18 protein-coding genes are annotated in these 20,257 nt (G+C 52.7%); 7 read left to right on the top strand and 11 right to left on the bottom strand.

All coding sequences use genetic code 11. The annotated features are described in order from the left end of the window. Positions 1–91: 91 nt before the first annotated feature. On the top strand, positions 92–772 hold the full coding sequence (locus tag ACK5LI_RS15525) for a phenylalanine--tRNA ligase beta subunit-related protein (RefSeq protein ID WP_416951032.1): 681 nt from the start codon (positions 92–94) through the stop codon (positions 770–772). Continuing rightward, positions 769–1,713: a DMT family transporter gene (locus ACK5LI_RS15520; protein WP_416951030.1), complete on the top strand. Its 945-nt coding sequence runs from the start codon at positions 769–771 to the stop codon at positions 1,711–1,713. Before ACK5LI_RS15525 ends, ACK5LI_RS15520 begins: the two co-directional genes overlap by 4 nt. A gap of 265 nt (positions 1,714–1,978) precedes the next feature. On the opposite strand, the gene ACK5LI_RS15515 is transcribed toward ACK5LI_RS15520, so the two are convergent. Genes ACK5LI_RS15515 through ACK5LI_RS15505 form a run of 3 tightly spaced genes read right to left on the bottom strand, consistent with a single transcriptional unit; the run spans position 1,979 to position 3,963 of the window. Next, entirely contained in the window at positions 1,979–3,154 is a 1,176-nt protein-coding gene (locus ACK5LI_RS15515; RefSeq protein ID WP_416951028.1) for a pilus assembly protein TadG-related protein, read from the bottom strand. Then, complete coding sequence (locus tag ACK5LI_RS15510) at positions 3,132–3,515, bottom strand: TadE/TadG family type IV pilus assembly protein (protein WP_416951026.1); 384 nt, start codon at positions 3,513–3,515, stop codon at positions 3,132–3,134. The genes ACK5LI_RS15515 and ACK5LI_RS15510 overlap by 23 nt, the downstream gene beginning before the upstream one ends. A gap of 40 nt (positions 3,516–3,555) precedes the next feature. Further along, the gene (locus ACK5LI_RS15505; protein WP_416951024.1) at positions 3,556–3,963 is read right to left on the bottom strand and encodes a TadE/TadG family type IV pilus assembly protein; all 408 of its coding nucleotides are present in this window, start codon (positions 3,961–3,963) and stop codon (positions 3,556–3,558) included. Positions 3,964–4,591: 628 nt separating this feature from the next. Between ACK5LI_RS15505 and ACK5LI_RS15500 the strand changes: the two genes are divergently transcribed. Then, positions 4,592–5,608, top strand: a complete 1,017-nt coding sequence (locus tag ACK5LI_RS15500; RefSeq protein WP_416951022.1) for an endonuclease/exonuclease/phosphatase family protein — start codon at positions 4,592–4,594, stop codon at positions 5,606–5,608. A gap of 274 nt (positions 5,609–5,882) precedes the next feature. Here ACK5LI_RS15500 and ACK5LI_RS15495 read toward each other — a convergent pair whose 3' ends face one another. The 4 genes from ACK5LI_RS15495 to ACK5LI_RS15480 form a co-directional block, all read right to left on the bottom strand. Continuing rightward, positions 5,883–7,049 carry a Bcr/CflA family efflux MFS transporter gene (locus ACK5LI_RS15495; RefSeq protein WP_416951020.1) on the bottom strand — a complete coding sequence of 389 codons (1,167 nt, stop codon included), beginning with the start codon at positions 7,047–7,049 and terminating at the stop codon, positions 5,883–5,885. 20 nt (positions 7,050–7,069) lie between these two features. Beyond that, positions 7,070–7,696 (bottom strand): MarR family winged helix-turn-helix transcriptional regulator, encoded by a 627-nt coding sequence (locus ACK5LI_RS15490; protein WP_416951018.1) that lies wholly within the window; start codon positions 7,694–7,696, stop codon positions 7,070–7,072. Between the two features lie 329 nt (positions 7,697–8,025). After that, positions 8,026–11,058 (bottom strand): efflux RND transporter permease subunit, encoded by a 3,033-nt coding sequence (locus ACK5LI_RS15485; protein WP_416951016.1) that lies wholly within the window; start codon positions 11,056–11,058, stop codon positions 8,026–8,028. Next, positions 11,055–12,212: an efflux RND transporter periplasmic adaptor subunit gene (locus tag ACK5LI_RS15480; RefSeq protein ID WP_416951014.1), complete on the bottom strand. Its 1,158-nt coding sequence runs from the start codon at positions 12,210–12,212 to the stop codon at positions 11,055–11,057. Before ACK5LI_RS15480 ends, ACK5LI_RS15485 begins: the two co-directional genes overlap by 4 nt. A 745-nt stretch (positions 12,213–12,957) precedes the next feature. Between ACK5LI_RS15480 and ACK5LI_RS15475 the strand changes: the two genes are divergently transcribed. From ACK5LI_RS15475 to ACK5LI_RS15465, 3 genes are all read left to right on the top strand, one after another. Beyond that, positions 12,958–14,151 (top strand): quaternary amine ABC transporter ATP-binding protein, encoded by a 1,194-nt coding sequence (locus ACK5LI_RS15475; protein WP_416951012.1) that lies wholly within the window; start codon positions 12,958–12,960, stop codon positions 14,149–14,151. Next, positions 14,151–14,990, top strand: a complete 840-nt coding sequence (locus tag ACK5LI_RS15470) for an ABC transporter permease (RefSeq protein ID WP_416951010.1) — start codon at positions 14,151–14,153, stop codon at positions 14,988–14,990. The genes ACK5LI_RS15475 and ACK5LI_RS15470 overlap by 1 nt, the downstream gene beginning before the upstream one ends. 87 nt (positions 14,991–15,077) lie before the next feature. Beyond that, entirely contained in the window at positions 15,078–15,917 is an 840-nt protein-coding gene (locus ACK5LI_RS15465) for a glycine betaine ABC transporter substrate-binding protein (protein ID WP_416951008.1), read from the top strand. A 108-nt stretch (positions 15,918–16,025) separates the two neighbouring features. Here ACK5LI_RS15465 and ACK5LI_RS15460 read toward each other — a convergent pair whose 3' ends face one another. Further along, positions 16,026–16,409, bottom strand: a complete 384-nt coding sequence (locus tag ACK5LI_RS15460; protein WP_416951006.1) for a metal-sensitive transcriptional regulator — start codon at positions 16,407–16,409, stop codon at positions 16,026–16,028. Between ACK5LI_RS15460 and ACK5LI_RS15455 the strand changes: the two genes are divergently transcribed. Further along, a complete protein-coding gene (locus ACK5LI_RS15455) occupies positions 16,408–17,088 on the top strand; it encodes a TorD/DmsD family molecular chaperone (RefSeq protein ID WP_416951004.1) in 681 nt (226 codons plus the stop codon). The genes ACK5LI_RS15460 and ACK5LI_RS15455 overlap by 2 nt on opposite strands. 61 nt (positions 17,089–17,149) lie before the next feature. On the opposite strand, the gene ACK5LI_RS15450 is transcribed toward ACK5LI_RS15455, so the two are convergent. The 3 genes from ACK5LI_RS15450 to ACK5LI_RS15440 all read right to left on the bottom strand — a co-directional run bounded on the left by ACK5LI_RS15450 (position 17,150) and on the right by ACK5LI_RS15440 (position 20,254). Continuing rightward, the gene (locus ACK5LI_RS15450) at positions 17,150–18,322 is read right to left on the bottom strand and encodes a rhodanese-like domain-containing protein (protein WP_416951002.1); all 1,173 of its coding nucleotides are present in this window, start codon (positions 18,320–18,322) and stop codon (positions 17,150–17,152) included. Between the two features lie 56 nt (positions 18,323–18,378). After that, on the bottom strand, positions 18,379–19,464 hold the full coding sequence (locus tag ACK5LI_RS15445; protein ID WP_416951000.1) for a rhodanese-like domain-containing protein: 1,086 nt from the start codon (positions 19,462–19,464) through the stop codon (positions 18,379–18,381). 70 nt (positions 19,465–19,534) lie between these two features. Continuing rightward, positions 19,535–20,254 carry a formate dehydrogenase subunit gamma gene (locus ACK5LI_RS15440; RefSeq protein WP_416950999.1) on the bottom strand — a complete coding sequence of 240 codons (720 nt, stop codon included), beginning with the start codon at positions 20,252–20,254 and terminating at the stop codon, positions 19,535–19,537. Between the last annotated feature and the right edge of the window lie 3 nt (positions 20,255–20,257).

The raw sequence follows: 20,257 nt of genomic DNA, 5'->3' as shown, positions 1-20,257 counted from the left end.
GGGTCTTACAAGAGCCACTTGCGACACTATACAGTTCCTCCCGTACACAGGCAACCGCCGGCAGCGGCTGTGCCGATAACAAGGAGGTACCATGGATTTCGCAGATGCAGTGTTTGAGCGTCACCCGCAGACGATTATGGGCACCATGGCCGTGAGGCGGCTTGATACACCGAAGGATGAGGCGGGCTGGGCAAGGCTGAAAGCACAGGAACTGGCAGCTTTTAAAGAATATCACAGCGCATATGAACGTAAGAACGCTCTCTCTCAGGCGCCGCTGTCTTGCTACGGAACATATTATAAACAGTTTAAAAAGACCTACCCCGTCCTGTTACAGATGGAGTCTGTCCTGTTGAAAGGGCGCGGTGTTGATTCTCCATGTACGGCTGTGGAAACTATGTTTCTGGCAGAGGTGAAGCATGGCCTGCTGGTGGCAGGGCATGACGCGGAAAAATTGTCAGGCGGATATTCTCTACGCGTAGCCGAAGGGGGTGAGACCTTTACCGTGGTAACGGGCAAGGAACGCACACTAAAGACTGACGATTTGTATATCGCAGACGGCGAAGCGATTCTTTCCAGTGTGCTGGAAGGGCAGGACTATGCCTCGCGCCTTACGGGCAGCAGTACGGCTGCGGTATATTGCGCTTATGGTCTGTGCGGAGTCACCGTGCAGCAGATGCAAGACTTTTTTGCCGACCTTGCACACTATATCACAACGGCCTATCCGCAGGCGGTTGTATCCCCGCCCCGCATAATGCAGGCGGTGGCCTCATGAGTGTGCGGTTTTCCGCTTATGTGTATCTGGCGGCAGGGATGAGCATAGCCGGAAGCGCAGTGGTGGCCGGTAAGCTGATGGTAGCCAGTATCCCTGTTTTTCTGGCTGTGGAAATGGGGCTGCTGGTAAGTCTGTTTGTTCTGCTGCCTGTTGTATGGTGCAATAAAAACTATAGAACAGCTCTGGATGGTAAGGCGCATTTGCAGCTGTTGATGCAGGCTTTGTGCGGTGTGGTGCTGTATCGCATTTTTATGTTCTGGGGACTTCAGTTCACCACGGCAACAGCCGGAGGGCTGATTAACAGCGCAGTGCCCGCGTTGGTAGCTCTGCTGGCGTTTGTTCTGCTGCGCGAAAGGCTGGCTGCAACGCGGCTGATTGGTGTGGGGTGTGTCTCAGCAGGGATTCTGGCTGTAAATCTTATTCCGTTTCTGACGGATTCTTCTCAGGCCAACAGCGCGTTGAAAGGAAATTGTCTGGTGCTGGCGGCTGTATTTTCCGAAGCGGCATTCGCTGTGCTGTCCAAAGCGCATGAACGCCCCATGTCTGCCCTATTCAGAACCGCCATGGTTTCGCTGTATGCGTTTTTGTGTCTGCTGCCGCTGGCGATATACGACGCCCGCAATTTCAACTTCGGTTCAATTGATGCTCAGACGGCGTGGTGCATTGTGTACTATGGCGTGGTGGTTTCTTTTTTGTCTTATGTGTTCTGGTTTAAAGGGATTGTTCATGTTCCCGCCAGTGTTGCGGCGTCCTTTGCCGGCTTTGTACCTTTGAGCAGCGTGTTTTTTTCGTATGTTGTTTTGAACGAACAAGTCAGCGGTGCGCACTGGGCGGGGTTGGCGTGCGTATTGGCGGGTATCTGGGCTTCATGCCTGCCCGAAAAGGCGAACGTTAAAGCTGACGACGCAGAACCGGAACTGCCAGAGACTGTCTCTTTTTGAACTGGCTTATATGTTGTTTTGTCGTACTGTTGTCGGGTATTTCGGACTGCGTAACAGGGTAACACTCAGCCTTTGTAGTTGATTGTATTATTAGCTGACGGGGGATGGAGTTGCGGGCGTGACAGGTGTCAGCGCATGAGCAGAGCGTTATAACGGCTGCCTTTATAATTTTTGAAAGCCGTACGTTATATACCCGTATAGAAGATACCCTAATATTAAAAAAAGCGGCCGGCTTACCCTGTGAGTCTGCTGGCCGCTGTGTTTGTTATCTGCTGGAATCCCGCACAAACTTGAAAACATAAGAAAGGCAATTGCCTTCCGAACCGGAGTCGGGGTCTACAGCCATGGTGCGTACAAAACGTCCTGTCACATCTTTGCCGGACATGCCTTCTACAAATACCGCCCCGATAAAGTTAACGAAGATACTGTTACGTCCGGATACCGGCGGTCTTGTAGGATCGTAAAATGCAATCAAGGCTATACGCGGGCTGTTGAGCGGATCGGCGTAAGCACTCCCCTTAATGCTTTGTGTTGCGGCATCCCAGTACGCTCCGCCGTCCTGTGCGATGAGGTCTGCTATTCCCTGACTGGTTGGGCCGGTCATGTTGCCCGGTTCAAGCTGCAACTCATCATTGATACCCACGGCCATGGCGCTGCTGCTGCCTGTGCAGCCTTCGATATTTTCACGATATGCTGCTGCACCGGATATGGGAGCAGCTTTGTTAACCGGCGGAAAGTTAATGGGGTTGAACTGACCGGGCACTATGGTGTCTTTAGGGTCGCCGATTTTAAGCGTGATAGGGGTGCCGAGGTCAGCTTCAGAGTAGCCTTGTACGACCACTGAACTCATTTCCTGCGGGTTTGTGGTGGTCAGTTCGCCATCACCGTCCACTTCCGTGTACGTGAATTTGTCCGGCACAGAAAACGGCTTCAGGCACTTTGTTGAGCACATGGCCGTTGCGCTGGCTCGAGCACTGGCTGAAACGTCAAATTCGTCCACCCCCAGTACCGTGCCGAAAATTGAAGGTAATGGATTGGCACGTCCGGTGCTGCGCGTAATGGACACTTCAATCTGGTTGGGAGAGGTGATGTCAGGAACGCCGTTCAGATAAAAGGTTATGTCGGAATCCTGCAGCGCGGCTGCGGGCGAGTCACTGCTGTGCAGGTTGGAATGGCCGAACTCCGTTACTTTTGCCCTTACTTTAGGCAGGTCGTTGCCATATGAAATAAGCGCATGGCCTCCTGCCAGTGCCGCAATGTCCGCCGCTTTTTGCAGGTCTGCTTTTTTGGCGCGCAGATAGCCCATATCAACGGCAAAAGCCACAAAGCCGATAACCACAAACATGGAAATAGCCATAATAATGCTGACGGCACCCAGCTCGTTGCGTCGCAGAGCAGATAATATGCGCATAGTCACCTCACGGTCGCTGGTAGGTTGCATCAGCTTTTACCTGATCAGGAAATGATATTCCCGGAAAGGTAAACAGCGGAAAGTCCGGTATTGTGTAGGTCAGCCTGATTGTCCGGCTGTCGCTGGTTGCATCGGCAGGTGCTGTTTCAGTGACAGTAAGTGCGCTTGTGTCAAATCCGGCATCACTGAGCACCGCCTGAATGTGCGGTGTATATGCTTCGCCCCGCATGGCGTTGACTGCCCCCTCACGGGCGGCGCGGTTTAAAATTACCTTGGCATGTACAAACCGTGCGGCATCGACCATGCCCACCAGCAAAGGAACCAGTATGAATGCCAGAACTAGAGCAAACTCTACTGATACTCCGCCTTTATTATTTCGTAAGATATCCATGATAGTATTCCTTTGCTGCGCGAATAATGCAGAGCTTCCGTCACTTTTCAGAACGCATGGTGACTGTGTGCGAGATTGTCCGCACGGCAAAGCGGCCTGTCCATTCAGGCAACAGAATGAATGAAAACGGCATGGAAACTGTTACGGTAACCGTGGCGGGGGCTCCGGCCGCTGCGGGTGTTTCAGTTACTTGCGTTGTATGTGGCTGCTGCCAGTTGCGCATATGAAACGTTGCAACGTCTTCAACCTCGGAATCAGTTACATCGGCCAGCACAGCCATTCTGGCTGCTTCATTGGCAGCGTAGGTTACTGAATGCTGCGCCCAGAAGTACCGCCCCAGATCAATGACGCCGAACATAAGCACCAGAAAAATAGGGATAACCAGAGCCGTTTCAACCAAAGTGGCTCCAGACTCGCTATTGCGAAGTCGTAATAGTGAAAAGGTCATCTGTGTATCCCCCGCGTTCCCCGTTGTGCACTCTGAAACTGTTCGACCGCCTGCAATGCCAACTGTATGTCTATAGCTCATGTTTGTCGTAACAGTAGCTAATGTAAGTATCTTTATTTTATATGAACTGCAATAATTCTATGTTTTTAAAAATATAAATACGCGTTGAACTCTAAGGAAGGGCGGGCGGAAAAGATAATTAATAATCGCAGAGAGAGAGGTGGCGGTTTGTTGTCTTAGCTGTCCACCACAGTATGAAGATACAGTTTGGCGTCTTCAGGTGACAATCAACCTGTTTTGCTCAGCATGTGTTATAATTTTGCCGGTTGATGTGCGGGATGAGACTACGCGGCATACTTCTGTCTGGTATGCCTCTTTTCGCCATCCTGTTATTATTAAAACTCCTTACTATCGATTTGCCCTGCTGAGTTGCAAGTTTATCAGGAGTGGTATACCGGAAGAGTGATTCTCTAGGGGCGGCTGTGGTGTGCTCAGTTGCCGGAAATTGCTGTTTAAATTTTGGCAGGTACTGTTGTCTGCTTCAGTCGATGCGATCGAAAAGTATGGCTGTTCACTGATGTTTCGGGGTTGGCAGGGGTACCGGTGTATGGCCTTCGGGAAGTTTTTTATGGTTGTAAAAAAACGTTATATCAGGCTGTTGATTGTGACGGCGTGGGTATACCTGTTTGCTGTAGCAAGCGCTGCAGGGCTGTTGCATTTTGAGAGTGACCAGTGGTGGCCTGCTTCTTTTCTGTTGTTCGGTCCGCGGTGGATGTTCGGGGTGCCTTTACTTGCATTGCTTCCTGCGGCACTTTTTATCAGACGAAGCCTATTGTTGCCTCTTGGTGTTGCGGCGGTAATCTTTTTATGGCCATTGCTGGGGTTTAACTACGCATCGGGTGACAATGATTACCTGTTTGACAGCCGCATCCGCGTGTTGTCCTGCAACGCTGGCGGCAACGCGGTGGATGAAAAGGCACTTTCAGAACTTATCCGTAGCATGGACGTGGATGTTGTGGCCCTGCAGGAGTTTCCCGGACACCTGAAACTGGACTTGCCGGATGGGTGGAGTAAAGCGCAGGCGGGGGCTCTGGCCGTGTATTCCCGAGTTCCGATGGAGGCCGGAGAGCCTGTTCTTTTGGATCATCCCCCGCATAAATGGAAAAGAAACAGCCTGCTGCCGGTGGTTATTACAACGCGGCTTGGTCGGGTGGCATTTCATTCTATCCATTTACCCAGCCCCAGATACGGTCTGCAGCATGTTCTGGATAAAAAACGTATAATTAATACGGAAAAGACAGACCTTCTGGAAGCGCAGATATCCCAGCGGGAAGAGGCTGCATTTTTTACCCGTAAGGTGGTAAACGACGCCACGTTACCCGTCATTGTGGCAGGTGACTTTAACATGCCGCGGGAAAGTTCGCTGTTTCGCAGGTTCTGGGGAGACATGCAGGATGCCTTTGTGGCGAACAGCACAGGGTACGGCTGGACTTTTTTTGAACGTATGAAAGGTATTCCGGTGATGGTTGGCGTTGACCACATTCTGACAAGTAACGGCGTCCGGTCTGCATGGTTTCAGATAGGGCCGGATGTCGGCTCTGACCATCGGCCGATCATTGCTGATGTTATTCCGGATGCCAGCTAGGAATTTGCTCTGAACGCATTATGAAAGGGGCCTGTACAGTAGCTGTACAGGCCCCTTTTTTGTGCTGCTTCAAATGGTATTCGGCTGTATGCGCGCGGGCTGCTTTGCATTTTACGAGACCTCCTCAGACTGTCGGCCCGTCAGGCCCCCTGACCAGTCAGTTTGTCAGACCTGTGCAGGGACACATATTGCCGGCGGGCATTAAAGGAGACCTGTGAGAATGCCTTGTTCTTGCTGCGACATACATGTGTGACGTGACTTCAGGGGACAAATGCTATGTCTGCGGGGTGTCCGTTCTGCCGGAATAGCGCATTGCAAAAGTCACACCCAGAGGCAGCACCGTGCCTATTACGCCCAGAGTGGCAATGACAAACGGTTTGGACTGCCAGTCCAGCGACACAATTTCCATGGCCAGCGCTCCGCACAGGAAAAAGAAAAACGTAACCAGCGATGCCGCGGCACCGGCGTAACGGTCCACCTGTTCCAGAATCATATGGTTGCTGATGGGGCGGCTCATGCCCAGAAACATTGTGTAGAAAAACATGGTTACTGCAAAGCTGACCGGGGTGTCATTTCCCAGAACGACCATGCATAGAGCTGCCAGCAGCATACCGCTGAAAGAAATATACAGGATATGGCGTGATTCCATGCCTACACACAGGCGGGAGCACATGAAAGAACCGAGTGTCAGTGAGACCGCATTAAACGCAAACAGCAGGCCGTATGCTTTTTCCGACATGCCGAACGTGGTGATGTAGATGTTTGACGAACTGGCAATAAAGGCAAAAAACGCCAATCCTGCCATGGCAAAAGCCACGCAGTAAATCATGAAAGGGGCATTGCGGAACAGTATTCCATACCTGCCTAATGCCTCAGCCACTCCTCCGCTTTCCTTTTCTGTCAGGGGTTCCTGCAGCCTGAACGAACCGTAGAGCGCAAAAAGGGCCAACGTTCCCTGCAGGATAAATATGCCCCTCCAGGAGATTTGCTGCAGTATGAGTGCGCCGATGGTCGGGGACGTCATGGTGCACAGCGGGATGATAATACCGATGTATGCAAGCAGTTTTTTACGGTATTCACCGTCGTACAGGTCTTTTGCCAATGCAAAGCTTAGAGCTGAAGCTGCTGCGGCGCCGATGGCCTGCACCACACGGGCAGCGATGAGTGCATTAATTGATTGAGAAAATGCGCATAGCAAGCTGCCTGTAATAAACAGCAAAATGCCTGTCAGCAGAATGGGGCGCCTGCCGAATCTGTCAGAAAGGGGGCCATGAATCAGTAAAAAACTGCTGAAGGCGATAAAGAAGACCACAAGCGACAGGTTGGCCTGCGAAAGCGGTATGTCCCACACCGTGCAAAGTGTGGGAATGGCAGGCAGGTACATGTCTGTGGATAAGGCAGGAAAGGCTGCCAGCAGCAGAATAAGTACAAAATTTGACATATAAAGCGGATAGTCTGTTGTTATAACGTGTTCAGGTTGCCTGCGTTCTGTTCCAGTTTGTGGAGCATGTTACGCAATAATTGCTGTTCTGCAAGGCTCAGGCCTTTTGTCAGTTCCTGATTGAGTGCATCCAGCTGGTGTTCCAGCTCTTCTTTCAGTGCTTCAGCCTTCGGGGTCGGGTGCACCATGTTCATACGCCTGTTTTCCGGCACTGGCGTTCTGGTTATGAATCCCTTTTGCTCAAGTGTCCGCAAAACACGGGCTGTTGTGCTTTTGTCCATGGCTGTCAGCTCGGCTAATTTGTCCTGAGAACAGCTTCCGCGGCGCAGCAGGGCGATGACAAAAGGATACTGTCCTGCTCCCAGATCAAAAGGGGCAAGGCGCTCCACTAGGTGCGTGCGCATTTTGCGGGAAATGAAAGCGATAATCCGGCCCATGCTGTCATGACGGCAACGGCGGATGCGGCACAAACAGCCCGAAATGTCAGGTGCATCTTTTGCGGGAGGCTCTGCAGTCGAGAGCTGACATGTTGCGCATATCTTGGGTTGAACCGCTTGCGGCTGGCATCGCGTTTTTGTTTTCTGCCTGCGAGCTGTGCGCAGAATCGCTTTGCGCCTTCCGTGGCCAAGGCTTTGATGATCAGACATATGTGAGAACCGTAGAGCAGGGTGAAGTGGAATGTTTTGGCGGCAACTGTTGCAAATGCAACTATTAGCGCTGCGGGAGTGTCAGGTCAATATGGTTACTAAAAAGTAGTCATCCCTTTTGAGGGAGGAAGCCGCCGCTGTCGGGTACCGCAAGGTGGCAATGTGCTACAAATCGATCAGGGTGGTTCGTGTGGGACTATGTGCGGGCTCTGCGCAATTGCAGGCAGTTTATTTGGCAATGTACACGAACAGGGCCGGTTAAACCGGCCCTGATTTTGGTGTTGTCAGAAAGGCAGCCTGGGGGCTGCTTCTGCTTTGCTGTTGTAACTTTACGCTTCTTTGATGTGGTAGAAAATGGCGTACAGCACGGGGACGACAACCAGTGTCAGGATGGACGCAAATGTCAGACCGGCCATGATGGTCACAGCCATTGCAACAAAGAAGGCGTCTGTCAGCAGCGGCAGCATGCCGAGTACTGTTGTACTGGCAGCCATCAGAACGGGACGCATACGACTGACCGAAGAGTCCAGAATCGCCTGATAGCGGTCTTTGCCTTCGCGTATCTGCGTGTCGATTTCATCCAGCAGTACGATGGCATTTTTGATAAGCATACCCGTCAGGCTGAGGAAACCAAGAAGCGCCATAAAGCCAAAGGGTTGCCCTGCGGCAAGCAGGCCCCATGTTACGCCAATGACAGCAAGCGGTACTGTAAGCCAGATAATCAGCGGCTGCCGGATGGCGTTAAACAGCATAACTGTAATCAGCACCATCATTGCCAGCGTGGGAGGAATGGAAGCAAACAGCGCAGCCTGAGCGTCGCGGCTGTCTTCATACTCGCCGCCCCATTCAAGCGAGTAGCCTTCCGGCAGGGGCATGGACTCCAGTACGGGCTTCAGCTCTTTAAAGAGGGTGCTGGGCTGACCGGAAACAGGTTCGCAGGCAACTGTAATTGTAGGCTTGCGGAACCGTGATTGCCGCACGTTATCCACCATTCTGGTTTCAAACGATGAGACAAGCTGACCGATGGGAACCATGCTTTTGGCGGTGGGGCTCCACACCTGCACATCTGACAGACGTGATGCATCGTCCATTTCGTCTGCGGGGGGTCTTGCGATGATGGGGATAAGCGTATCCCCTTCGCGGTATATACCCACTGTGGTTCCGGAAGATGCCGTGCGAAGCGCTGTGGCTATATCCGGACGGGTGACACCGGCTCTACGGGCAGAGGCATCGTTTACCACAGGGACGACCTGCTTTACTTTTTGCCGCCAGTTGTCGCGTATGCCGCGGGCATTGGGATTTTCGCGGATGAGCGCTTGCGCCTGTATTGAAAGTTCACGCAGGACGTTAGGGTCGGGCCCACTGAAGCGTACTTCTACAGGGTCGTCACGACCGGGGCCAAGGCGGATTTTTTTGAATTTAAAGAACGCCGCAGGGAATGCATCCTGTAACCTGGCCCTGTACTCTTCTATTATCGCATCAATTTCTCTGTAATCTTTTACAGTGACAATAATCTGACCGTAGTTGGGGTATCTTTTTTCAGGGGTGTATACCAGCATGAACCGCGGTGCACCGCCGCCGGCAAAAGAGCTGGAAAACTCAATCCGTTCATCGTTTTTCAGTGCTTGTTCTATGCGCTGCATGTCTGCGCTGGTAGTGCGGATGTCTGTTCCTTCAGGCTTCCAGTAGTCCAGCAGGAATTGCGGCTGTGTGGAAGGCGGGAAGAAGCTCTGGTCCAGCAGGCCGAAGCCTGCCACTGAAAGGCCCAGCAAAAACACCATTACGCCGACTGTAACCCAGCGCAGCTTCAGACACTTATCCAGCATGGCGCGATACGCGCGGAAAATTGTCCCGCCGTAAGGGTCGCTTTCTCCTGCGTTACCGCCTTTAAGGAACATTTCGCAGAACAGCGGGGTAATGGTGATAGCCGTCACCCAGCTGAGCATAAGCGAAATAAGCAGAACCCAGAACAGGGAGCCGCAATATTCACCTGTGTTGTCTTCGGAAAGACCGATGGCGGCAAAGGCCATGATGGCGATAACGGTAGCACCCAGAAGAGGCCAGATGTTCTGGTTGACCACTTCCCGCGCTGCTTTTATCCGGTCTTCTCCTTGTTGGATGCGCACCAGCATGCCTTCTGTTATCACGATGGCGTTATCAACCAGCATACCCAGAGCGATAATGAGCGCTCCCAGTGAGATACGCTGAAGTTCAATGTCCATCATCTTCATGAAGATGAATGAGCCGCACACGGTGATAAGCAGGATAGAGCCGATAAGCACGCCGCTTCGCAGCCCCATGAAGATCATCAGCACGCCGATAACAATGGCGATGGCTTCGAGCAGGCTTACGGCAAAGTTGTTTACCGCGTTGGTGACGTAGTCGGGCTGAAAGTAGATTTTTTCAATATTGATGCCCACTGGCGTTACAGTATCTAGTTCTGCAAGGCGGGTGTCTATGCGCTCTCCCAGTGTGACGATATTGCCGCCGGGGGCAAGCGAAATGCCCATGGATATGGCAATCTTGCCGTCCTGACGCATTATGGTGGCAGGCGGCTCTACGTAATCACGGCGGATTGTCGCAATGTCTTTAAGGTATACAAGACGGGGCGCTGCGGGGTCGTTGATGTACAGATTGCCCAGTTCTTCAACAGATTTGATCTCTCCTGTGGGCTGGATGCGCAGATAGTCCGGCCCTGCACGAACATGGCCGGAATCAACCACAAGGTTGTTTGCTTTAAGCGCATCATACACGGTGGCAAGCGATACGCCGAGACTGCGCATGCGTGCGCGCGATATCTCAACATACACCGCTTCCTGCTGGGCGCCCCATAATGTGACTTTGGCCACGTCCGGCACTGTCAGCAGTTCTTTGCGCAAAAAGTCGGTGTAGTCTTTCAGCTCTTTATACGAGTATCCGTCTGCAGTGACAGCCAGAAAAATACCGTACACATCACCAAAGTCATCCACCACCAGCGGTTTGCCGGCACCGGGAGGAAGGTTGGCCTGTGCATCGCCCACTTTGCGGCGCAATTCGTCCCATACCTGCGGCAGCAGCGCAGGGCCGTACTGGTCTTTGATTTTTACAGAAATGATGGACATGCCCGGCAGGGAGACTGACTCGATGCGCTTGAGCTGCCCGAGTTGCTGGATTGCGCTTTCAAGCTCGTCCGTTACTTCTTCTGCCACTTCTGCGGGCAGTGCGCCGGGGTAGGTGGTGATGACCTGCGCGTCCTTAATGGTGAATGCAGGGTCTTCAAGCCGGCCCATACCCATATAGGCAATAATACCGCCCATTGTGAGCGCAACCGTAAGCGCAAGGCTTACTGTGCGCTTTCTGATACTGAACTCGGCAATGTTCATTTGCCGCCCCCGATTTTGCCTTCAAGGATTCGCACTTTCTGGCCTTCGTGCAGGTAGTTGGCACCTGCCACCACAACAGTCATTCCGGGCTCAAGGCCTTCCATGATGGTGATTTTATCCTGATGAACAGCCCCTACGGAAACAGGTTTGCGTGAAACTGTCATGGATTCCTTATCAAGCTGCCAGATGTACGGCTCGTCGGTTTCGCCGCCTACAACGGCAGAAACGGGCAGTGATGTTGCCTGAATGTCGTCCCCGAAGGGCAGGGTGCCTTCAACGTCGGCTGTCATGCCGGGAAGCAGCTCTATGTCTTCCGGACTTTCCATGGTCAGGGTGACTGTATATGTCTGAGTCTGGGGGTTGGCGGATGTCTGATATTCTTTCAGCGAAAGTTCAAATGAACGGCCGGGGAAGGCGGAGAAGCGCGCTATGGGAGGCGGCATTTTAGCCCTGTTCTGGTTGCGCAGCTGTACGATGACAAACTCCGGGGTTTCCACCTCGATATCAAGGCGGTCGGTATTTTCAAGACGCAGAACAGGCTGCTGTGCCTGAACCTGCTCGTAGTTCTTCACGTATTTTTTTGCGATCACGCCGGAAAATGGTGCGCGCAATGTGGTGTATTCAAGGTCCTGATTAGCCTGTTTGAGCTGCTGTGCCAGTGACAGCACCTTTGCGTTGGCGTTATCCATGGCTGCACGGGCTTTGTCATAGTCTGCTCTGGAAATGGTGTCCTGCTTGAGCAGAGTCTCCATACGCTTAAAGTTCAGCGTTGCTTCGTTCAGCGAAGCTTTAGCGCCGCCAAGCTGGGATTCGATGTTTCGTACCTTGGTGTAGAAATCATTCTTATCCAGTTCGGCAACAACCTGCCCTTCTTTTACGTGCTGGCTTTCCTTGACGGAAAATTCAGTCAGCTGTCCGGTAACTCTGAAGCCCAGTTCTACTTTTTCTCCGGCAACAACCTTTCCGGGGAATACCCGTTTAATGCCCTTGTCGCTTCCGCCGATGGTCATCACTTTTACAGGCTTGACCGGTGGCGGTGCAACTTCTTCTTTGTTTTCTGAACAGCCTGCAAGCAGCAGGATGCAGAGCGAAAATGTGATCAGAATGTGTAATGAAGAAGGTAATACACGGGCTTTCGTGCCGGATGCTGTCATATGTATACTCCTTGGGGGATAAGCATTGGAGACAAATTTCATTGTAAAAACATAGCACGGAAGTGGGAGTGCTCACAATAGCTGAATTAAATGCAGGAAGTAGAGCGTTACTCTTTGTGCTGTCGGTGGCGGGCTGGCTGAACCTTTTCTATGCAGTGCTTCGCAGACACTATGCATCATGATGTGTGTTACGACGTTATATTGAAGAACATGTGATTCATTATGATAAATACATGGGGTGGACTTTTTGGTCATGATATGTAATATAGCTAGCCTCAGAACAATTGCTGTTTTGATTTTTTTTGGGAAAAACGTAACAGGATTGTACCGATACATAACTATTAGTGAAAGCTTCGGAGGATAAAGATACCGCTCCTGAATAACACGTTTATTCGGGGCTTCACGGTTGCCGGAAAATGCGCTGAAGCATGTTGTTTGGCAACGTTCATGCCGGTTTATATGAATCTGCTTGGCATGACTGTATCCGCTCTACTTCAAGGTGTCGCCTGTAATCGGAATGTTGTCCTTAAATTGCTGCTATTTCAGCGATTGCCGGCTCCGGTTCGACGACCTGCCCCGCCTCTTTGCGGGCTTCCCGCGTCATCCTTGCAGCGTCATGCAATGGCCAGTTGCCATGCATGTCATCCTCCGAGAAGGCGATCAGACGACTGATTATGCCGGTGTCTTTTGTTGCCGGCATAATTCATGTGATCGGCTTTTGTTCTTTCTTGCCTTTGGAGGGTAAATGGCTAAAATTCGAATAGAGAATCTTACCAAAGTGTTTGGTTCCGACCCCCAGCGTGCTCTGCCGATGCTTGAGCAGGGGCTGGGAAAAGAAGAAATCCAGCAGCGCACAAAACTTGCCGTAGGTGTGAATCGTGCATCGTTTGAAGTTGCACAGGGCGAAGTTGTCGTTGTTATGGGCCTTTCCGGCAGCGGTAAATCTACTCTTGTACGCTGCATCAACAGGTTGATCGAGCCTACCGCCGGTAAAGTCATTATTGACGGCGAAGACGTAACTGCAATGGACATCAATACGTTGCGCGATTTTCGCCAGCGCAAGATGGGTATGGTTTTTCAGAATTTTGCACTCTTTCCCCATCGTAATGTCCTGCAGAATGCCGAATATGGCCTTGAAGTGATGGGCGTGAGTGCCGATGAACGTAAAGAGCGTGCCATGGCACAGCTTGAGCGCGTAGGACTTGCTGATTGGGCTGACAGCCGCCCCGCACAGCTTTCCGGCGGTATGCAGCAGCGTGTCGGGCTTGCCCGGGCGCTGGCTCTCGACCCTGATATCCTGCTGATGGACGAAGCCTTCAGTGCGCTTGATCCGCTTATCCGCCGCGATATGCAGGATGAGCTGCTCCGGCTGCAGGAAGAAATGCATAAGACCATTGTCTTTATCAGCCACGATCTGGATGAAGCCATCCGCATCGGCGACCGCATCGTTTTAATGCGTGACGGAGCCGTTGTGCAGGAAGGCACTCCGGAAGATATTCTTACTTCCCCCGCAGACGATTATGTCGCCCGCTTTGTAGAGTCTGTTGACATTTCCCGCGTGCTTACCGCCGGAGCTGTCATGAAACGCTCAGAAGAAGTTGCGATACTGGGCGTGGACGGACCTCGGACGGCTTTACGTAAAATGCGTAAGGCTGCCATTGCCACACTCTTTGTGCTGGACCGCGATCATCGTGTTCTGGGCATTGTAAGTGCTGATGATGTTATTGCGCTTATTAAAGAAAACAGGCGCGACCTTGAAAGCATCATGCGTAAAGACATTCAGACCGTAGATGTGGATACCCCTGCTGCCGAGCTTATTCCGCTTATGGCCGAACTGCCGCATGCTTTACCTGTTGTTGACGACAGGGGACGTATGAAGGGGGTTATCGTGCGCGGCCTGCTGCTGGGTGCGCTGGCTGAAAGAGGAGGTGAGCAGTAATGATGGATTATCGTATTCCTGTCGGAGCGACGCTTGAACTGATCATCGACTTTCTGGTGGAACATTGTTCCACTGCCACAAGAGCATTTTCCGCAGTGACCGAAGCGGCATTGTCCGTACTGGAAAATGGTCTTGCCTTTATCCCCTGGTGGCTTTTCATCCCGCTTGTGGCGGTGTTTACATGGCGCGCTACAAGAAGCCGCGGTCTCGGGCTGTTTGCGCTTCTCGGACTGGGCCTTGTGTATAATATGGGGCTGTGGCCTGCCACGGTCAGCACCATTGCTCTGGTTCTGGTGGCAACGCTGCTGGCGGTGCTCATCGGTCTGCCGCTTGGCGTGTTTGCCGCCATCAACAAGGTGGCATACCGCGTGATCATGCCTGTTCTGGATGTCATGCAGACCATGCCCGCGTTTGTTTATCTTATTCCGGCCATTCCGTTTTTCGGTCTTGGCAAGGTTGCGGCTATTTTCTCGACTGTTGTTTTTGCCATGCCGCCCGTTATCCGGCTTACCTGTCTTGGCATCCGTCAGGTGCCTGTCGAGCTGGTAGAGTGTGCCGAAGCTTTTGGTACAAATCGCTGGCAGCGTCTGCGCAAACTTGAGCTACCTCTTGCCGCGCCCACCATTATGGCAGGCGTAAACCAGACAGTTATGCTTGCTCTGTCGATGGTAGTTATCGCTGCCATGATCGGTGCGAAAGGTCTTGGCGGCGAAGTTTGGAAAGCCATTCAGCGTCTTGAGATGGGCCGCGGTTTCGAAGCCGGTATCGGTATCGTTATCGTAGCTATCTGCCTTGACCGCATTTTGCAGAAGTTTGGCTCGCGCACTGCCAGAAAATAAGATGTGAGTTGTGCCGGAACTGTTACGGGGACGGCTGATGATGAATGATACGTACATATTCTTTGTGTATGTAAAACGGAGGACTGCATGAAAAAGATTATTGTTGCTCTTATGCTTAGCTTGTTTATGGCTGTGCCCGCCTGGGCCGCTTCCAAAGGTAAAGTAGACCTTGCCTATGTAGAGTGGGACTGCGCCACTGCCAGCACCAATCTGGCAAAGGCCGCATTGGAAGAAATGGGCTACGAAGTGGATATTACTCCCGTTGGTGCTGCTGCTATGTTTATGGCAATTTCCACCGGTGATATGGACGGGATGGTCACCGCATGGCTGCCTGTGACTCATGGCGACTACCTTAAGAAAGTCGGTAAAAATACCGAAGACCTCGGCCCCATCGTCGGCGGTGCACGTCTTGGCTGGGCTGTTCCGAAGTATGTGGACATCAACAGCATGGAAGAACTGCAAGCCAACGCAGCTAAGTTCAAAGGCAAAGTTATCGGCATTGATCCCGGTGCCGGTCTGATGAAGCTTTCTGAAAAAGCTATGTCTGAATACGGCCTGAAGGACATGGAGCTGGTCGAAGGCAGCGGGGCAACCATGACGGCAGCTCTGGCTGATGCCATCCGCCGCAATGAATGGGTGGTTGTGACCGCGTGGTCTCCTCACTGGATGTTCGGTAAGTGGCAGCTGAAGTACCTTGAAGACCCTAAAGGTGTTCTTGGCGGCGAAGAGCAGATTCATACCGTTGTACGTGCCGACCTGAAGGCTGATAAGCCCGAAGTGTACGCTTTTCTTGATAACTTCCACTACGAGTCTTCCGAGCAGCTTCAGGAACTGATGGCATGGAATCAGGAAGGTGGCACCCCTCTGGAAAACGCCAGACGTTTTCTGAAGAAGTACCCCGAGCTGGTTGCTTCCTGGAAGAAGTAGTCAGATTCTGTTTTATACTGTGATGATACAAAGCAGGTCTCCATCGGAGGCCTGCTTTTTTTGTGAAAAAAAGCCTCCCTGAAGGAGGCTTTTCCGTGTCTGTCCAGATCAGCTTTCCACATAGTGGGAAAGCACATCAATGACCTTATCAAGAGGTTCAGTGGGATCTTCACTGTTTCGAAGTGATTCAATGTGGCATTTAAGCAGATAACGTTTGAGAATCAGGCGACTTGCAGACTGCAGGGCAGAACGAGCCGCGCGAACTTGTACCAAAATGTCTTCGCACTCTTTGCCTTCATCAATCATCCGCTGGATGCCTCGTATCTGTCCCTCAATACGCTTCATGCGCTGAATTACATTCTTTTTTATCTGTTCCTGTTCAATATCTATTTCTTCCATTCTTTGTGCCCCGTTATGGTGTTGCCCCTTGGGCGTAGCTGACGTAGTGTCAGTGCTCACACTGTTGATAATTGTATCAGGAGGTTGCTGCATGAGTCCGTACCCCGCTGAGGACGCCGTGTTCAGGCAGTCCATATTGGATGCGTTGGAATTGGCCGATGCCCTTTTCAGGGGGCTGGATTCACAGCGGTGCCTTGCGCTTTGTCGTGAAAATCTTGAATTGCATTTCGGCACAGCATCAAACCAAGCCGCTCACCTTACTGATCCCCTTGTTGCCCTGCAAGCCTTGCTTCCTCGCCCCGAAGATGCCGCGGCTGTCGCAGAATTTTGTGATACCATCCAGACGGACTTTGTCCGTCTGTTTGTCAACGACAAGGCCGGTGTGGCAGCCCCGCCTTACGAATCCCTGTACCCTTCGGATGAACACGTTCATGCGTCCCGTATGATGGGACCGCCTGCTCTGGCTATGCAAAAGCGTCTGGCAGAGGCCGGACTGGAGCGTGCGGTGTCATCAAATGAACCGGCAGACCATCTCTGCATTCAGCTGGAGTACCTGTACTACCAGCTTTCCCGCGGCTGGAACGATGCCGACATGACAGCGTTGCAGGCTGCCGCATCCTTTGCCCGCGGCACCATGCTCCCGTGGTTCGGGCGCTTTCGGCGGAGCCTTGCGGCAGCAGATGACAAAGGCTTTTACACTGTTGCCGCAGATCTGCTGCTGAACGTGCTCCGTGTAGTAGCAGCACAGGACAGTAACTCTTCAGACCGCTGACTTGTAATGCTTCACGGCAACTACACCCCGCCGTAAAAAAGTGTCTGATGCGTTGCCGCCGTTACTGACGTGCAGGGTGCGCAGCATGCGTTGCGCCATCGGTTGTTGTCGTTGCGGTGTCATCTATACCCCATGCGGGTACGCCCGTCATCCTGAAAAGTAGACTGCGGAAGTCGGGATTTCCGGCAACTTCACCCGTTGCAGACATAAGAATTTCTCGCTGGCTGGCATCTGTCGGGCCGATCAGCCATGCTGCGGGAACACCCGCAAAGCCGGAAGCCGCAAAAAGCGCTGCGTCAGGGTCTGCAAACAGCGGTATCGGGTGTTCTTGCCCGTGCCTCATGGTCGCAAGCGTCCGTTTGGATTCCTGCACGCCGATACCTACCAGCAACGCAGGCGCTGTTGAGCGCGCTTTCCCTGCCGCATCGTTAATCCGGCGTGTCAGCTTTTCCAGTGCGATCATCTGTTCGCGGCACTGAATGCAATGGGTGTTAAAGAAGAGCACCACCAGCATGTCGCAGCGGATGTCTTCCAGACGGGCGGTATGGGCGTTTTCCGGCAGCCCCAGAATACGTCTGTCAGCATCTCCGCCCAGAATAGCAAGGCCGTGGTCGGGTAGCCTGCGGACCGCAGTCTGCGCATCGCTGCCGCATCGGCCGGGCGCTTCACCTTTCTGGGGCTCTTGTACGTCCAGCCAGCCAAAGTAGCCTTCCGCCATACGCCATACATTGGTATACCCCAGCCGTGCTGCAGCCTTGGCAGCAATACCGCTGCGCAAGCATCGGAAACTGCGGCAGTAGACGACTATCATCCTTTTTGTATCAAGCCCGAGAATTTCCTTCAGCTGTGCTGCTTTTTCCGGTGAAAGATTGTCCGCATCACCGGGGTCGAACTCAAGGTTCACCGCGTCAGCAATGTGGCCGCTCTGGTACTCATAGTCAGGACGTACATCCAGCAGCAGGGCAGTGTCAGGAATAGTTGCCAGCTTATCCGGCGAAAGCAGCCGGTAGCCGTCTTCGGCGGCGTGCAGCCGCATGGTTCTATGCCAGAAAGGCTCAGCATCAGCTGCGGCAGGCGAAGGTGCATGAGAGTCAGACCGGTCGGAGGCGTAGGAAAGCAGGGGAAAGGCCATAACGCAAAAAGCGCACGTAAGAAGCAGAGCTGGTATACCTGATGGGGAACGGAGTCTGGAGATGCGGGAGGCAATGGCTGCAAAAAAAAGTGCTGCGGACATGCTTTCTCCATGGAACAAAAGCGGCGGGTTGCATAATACAACCCGCCGCATGAGTATTAGGGCTTCTTGATTTCGAAGCTGCCGTCCTTGTGATAGGTGGTTTCGGCTTCAAGGTAGAAGACGTCTTTCAGTTCGGGGCGCAGGTCGCGTATCATATAGAACGCTTCGCCGCTGCGCGCGCCGGATGCGCATACAAATACCACAGGCTTGTCAGAAGGAAGGCCGGCAATCTGGCTTTCCAGCTTGTCTACGGGAATGTTTACAGCGCCGGTCATGTGGCCTGCACTGTATTCATCAGGGTCACGTACATCCACCACCATTATACTGGCGGGGTTGGAGGCCATGATGCTTTCAAACTGTACGATGTCGATGGCACCTTCTGCTCCGCCGGACTGAACAGTAACAGCCTGTCCGCCGCCGTACATGGCTTTCCAACCGGGCTCGCCTTTTTCGGCAATCCAGACACTGGTGTAGCCAAGTGCCTGTGCCTTTGCAGCGGACTTATGGCTGAGGGGGCATTTCAGACCACCGCAGAAGTAGATAAGCGGAGTGTTTTTATCAGCAGGCAGCAGGCCTTTTTTGGCGTCAAACTGGCTGTCGGGAATAGATATGGCTGAGGGGATGGAACCTTCAAGATACTTTTTGGCAGGGCGTGCGTCGATGAGCATGTAACTGTCACCTGCTGCCATCATGGCATGCAGTGCTTCAAGACCCAGCCCGGGAGCATGGCCGTTTTCCAGCCATGCGGGGTATCCTGCCGCGAACACTTTTACATTGGTATAGCCCAGCGCCATAGCCTTCTGGGCGGACTTGTGTGAAAGCTTGCAATGCCAGCCGCCGCAATAGAAAATGAGCAGTGCGTCTTTGTTGGCTGGCAGCATGTCGATATGCTTGTCAAACTGCGTATCAGGAATGCTGACCGCGGTGGGGATGTAGCCCTTGACGTACATTGCCTCATACGGGCGGGAGTCGATGATCATTACATTTTCAGGGTGGGGAACTTTGACGTACTGTGCCACAAACTGAACATCAACTATATCATCTACCATCCACGGTTCGTGCGGTTGTTTTGCGGCACAACCGGAAAGCAGCATCAGGCCGAAGGCCAGCATCATCAGGGCCAGCAACTGTTTGCGCATCATTCTCATTGTGGTTCCTCTCCTTTTAAGATGTGCGGTGTCGCCTAGACCGAGCGTCAGGCGAATCCGGCAATTATTCCTGTGCGTTCTGGTTAACGCGATCATACCAGAGTCTGTGGTGGTGTCTGGCGTATTCTTCCGGCACCGATCCTGTAAACATGGACTTGAATCCGGGGCGCTCTTCCGGCGAAATGGCTGCCATGTAAATGTGCACAAGCAGCCCCGCAAAAACCAGCCCGACAGCAAGGTAGTGCAAGGTTACGGCCCAGCCTGTCAGTCCGGTAGCGGGGGTAAGCGGCCCTACATCGGAAAACAGCATTGCAAGGCCTGTTGCGGCAATGACCATGCTGCCTATGACGGCAACCTGTGCAAAACCTTTTTGGCCCATGTTATAAAAGCCCTGCGGCGGCAGTTCTGCCGGTTGCCCCATACGCTTCAGTGCCTTTTCGCCCAGCGTCATAAGCACCATTTTGCGAACCATCCATGTCATGTCACGTGCAGGGCTGACGTTGAATATTTCTTTCAGAAAGAAGCCTGCGCCCTTCGGATTGACAATCAGGTACAGGATAAATGCAGTCAGCCAGCCGATGCCTACGGCCTCATGGAAGATGAGCAGATTGCCTGCTCCGCCTGCCATGGCGCGCAGTACCTCGGGAAAGCTTTCGCCCAGCGGGTTGAGGGCGTGGTTTTGTATGAGGCCCAGTCCGCTGATCAGCAATAACAGCCAGCAGGCTGCGTTGATCCAGTGTATGGCAATGTCGGAACGGTCATGACGTTTGTATCTGATGTTCATGAC

It is taken from the genome of Oleidesulfovibrio sp. (assembly GCF_047973035.1).
In the GTDB taxonomy this organism is placed as follows: domain Bacteria; phylum Desulfobacterota; class Desulfovibrionia; order Desulfovibrionales; family Desulfovibrionaceae; genus Oleidesulfovibrio.
This window is presented reverse-complemented; position numbering and strand designations above follow the sequence as displayed.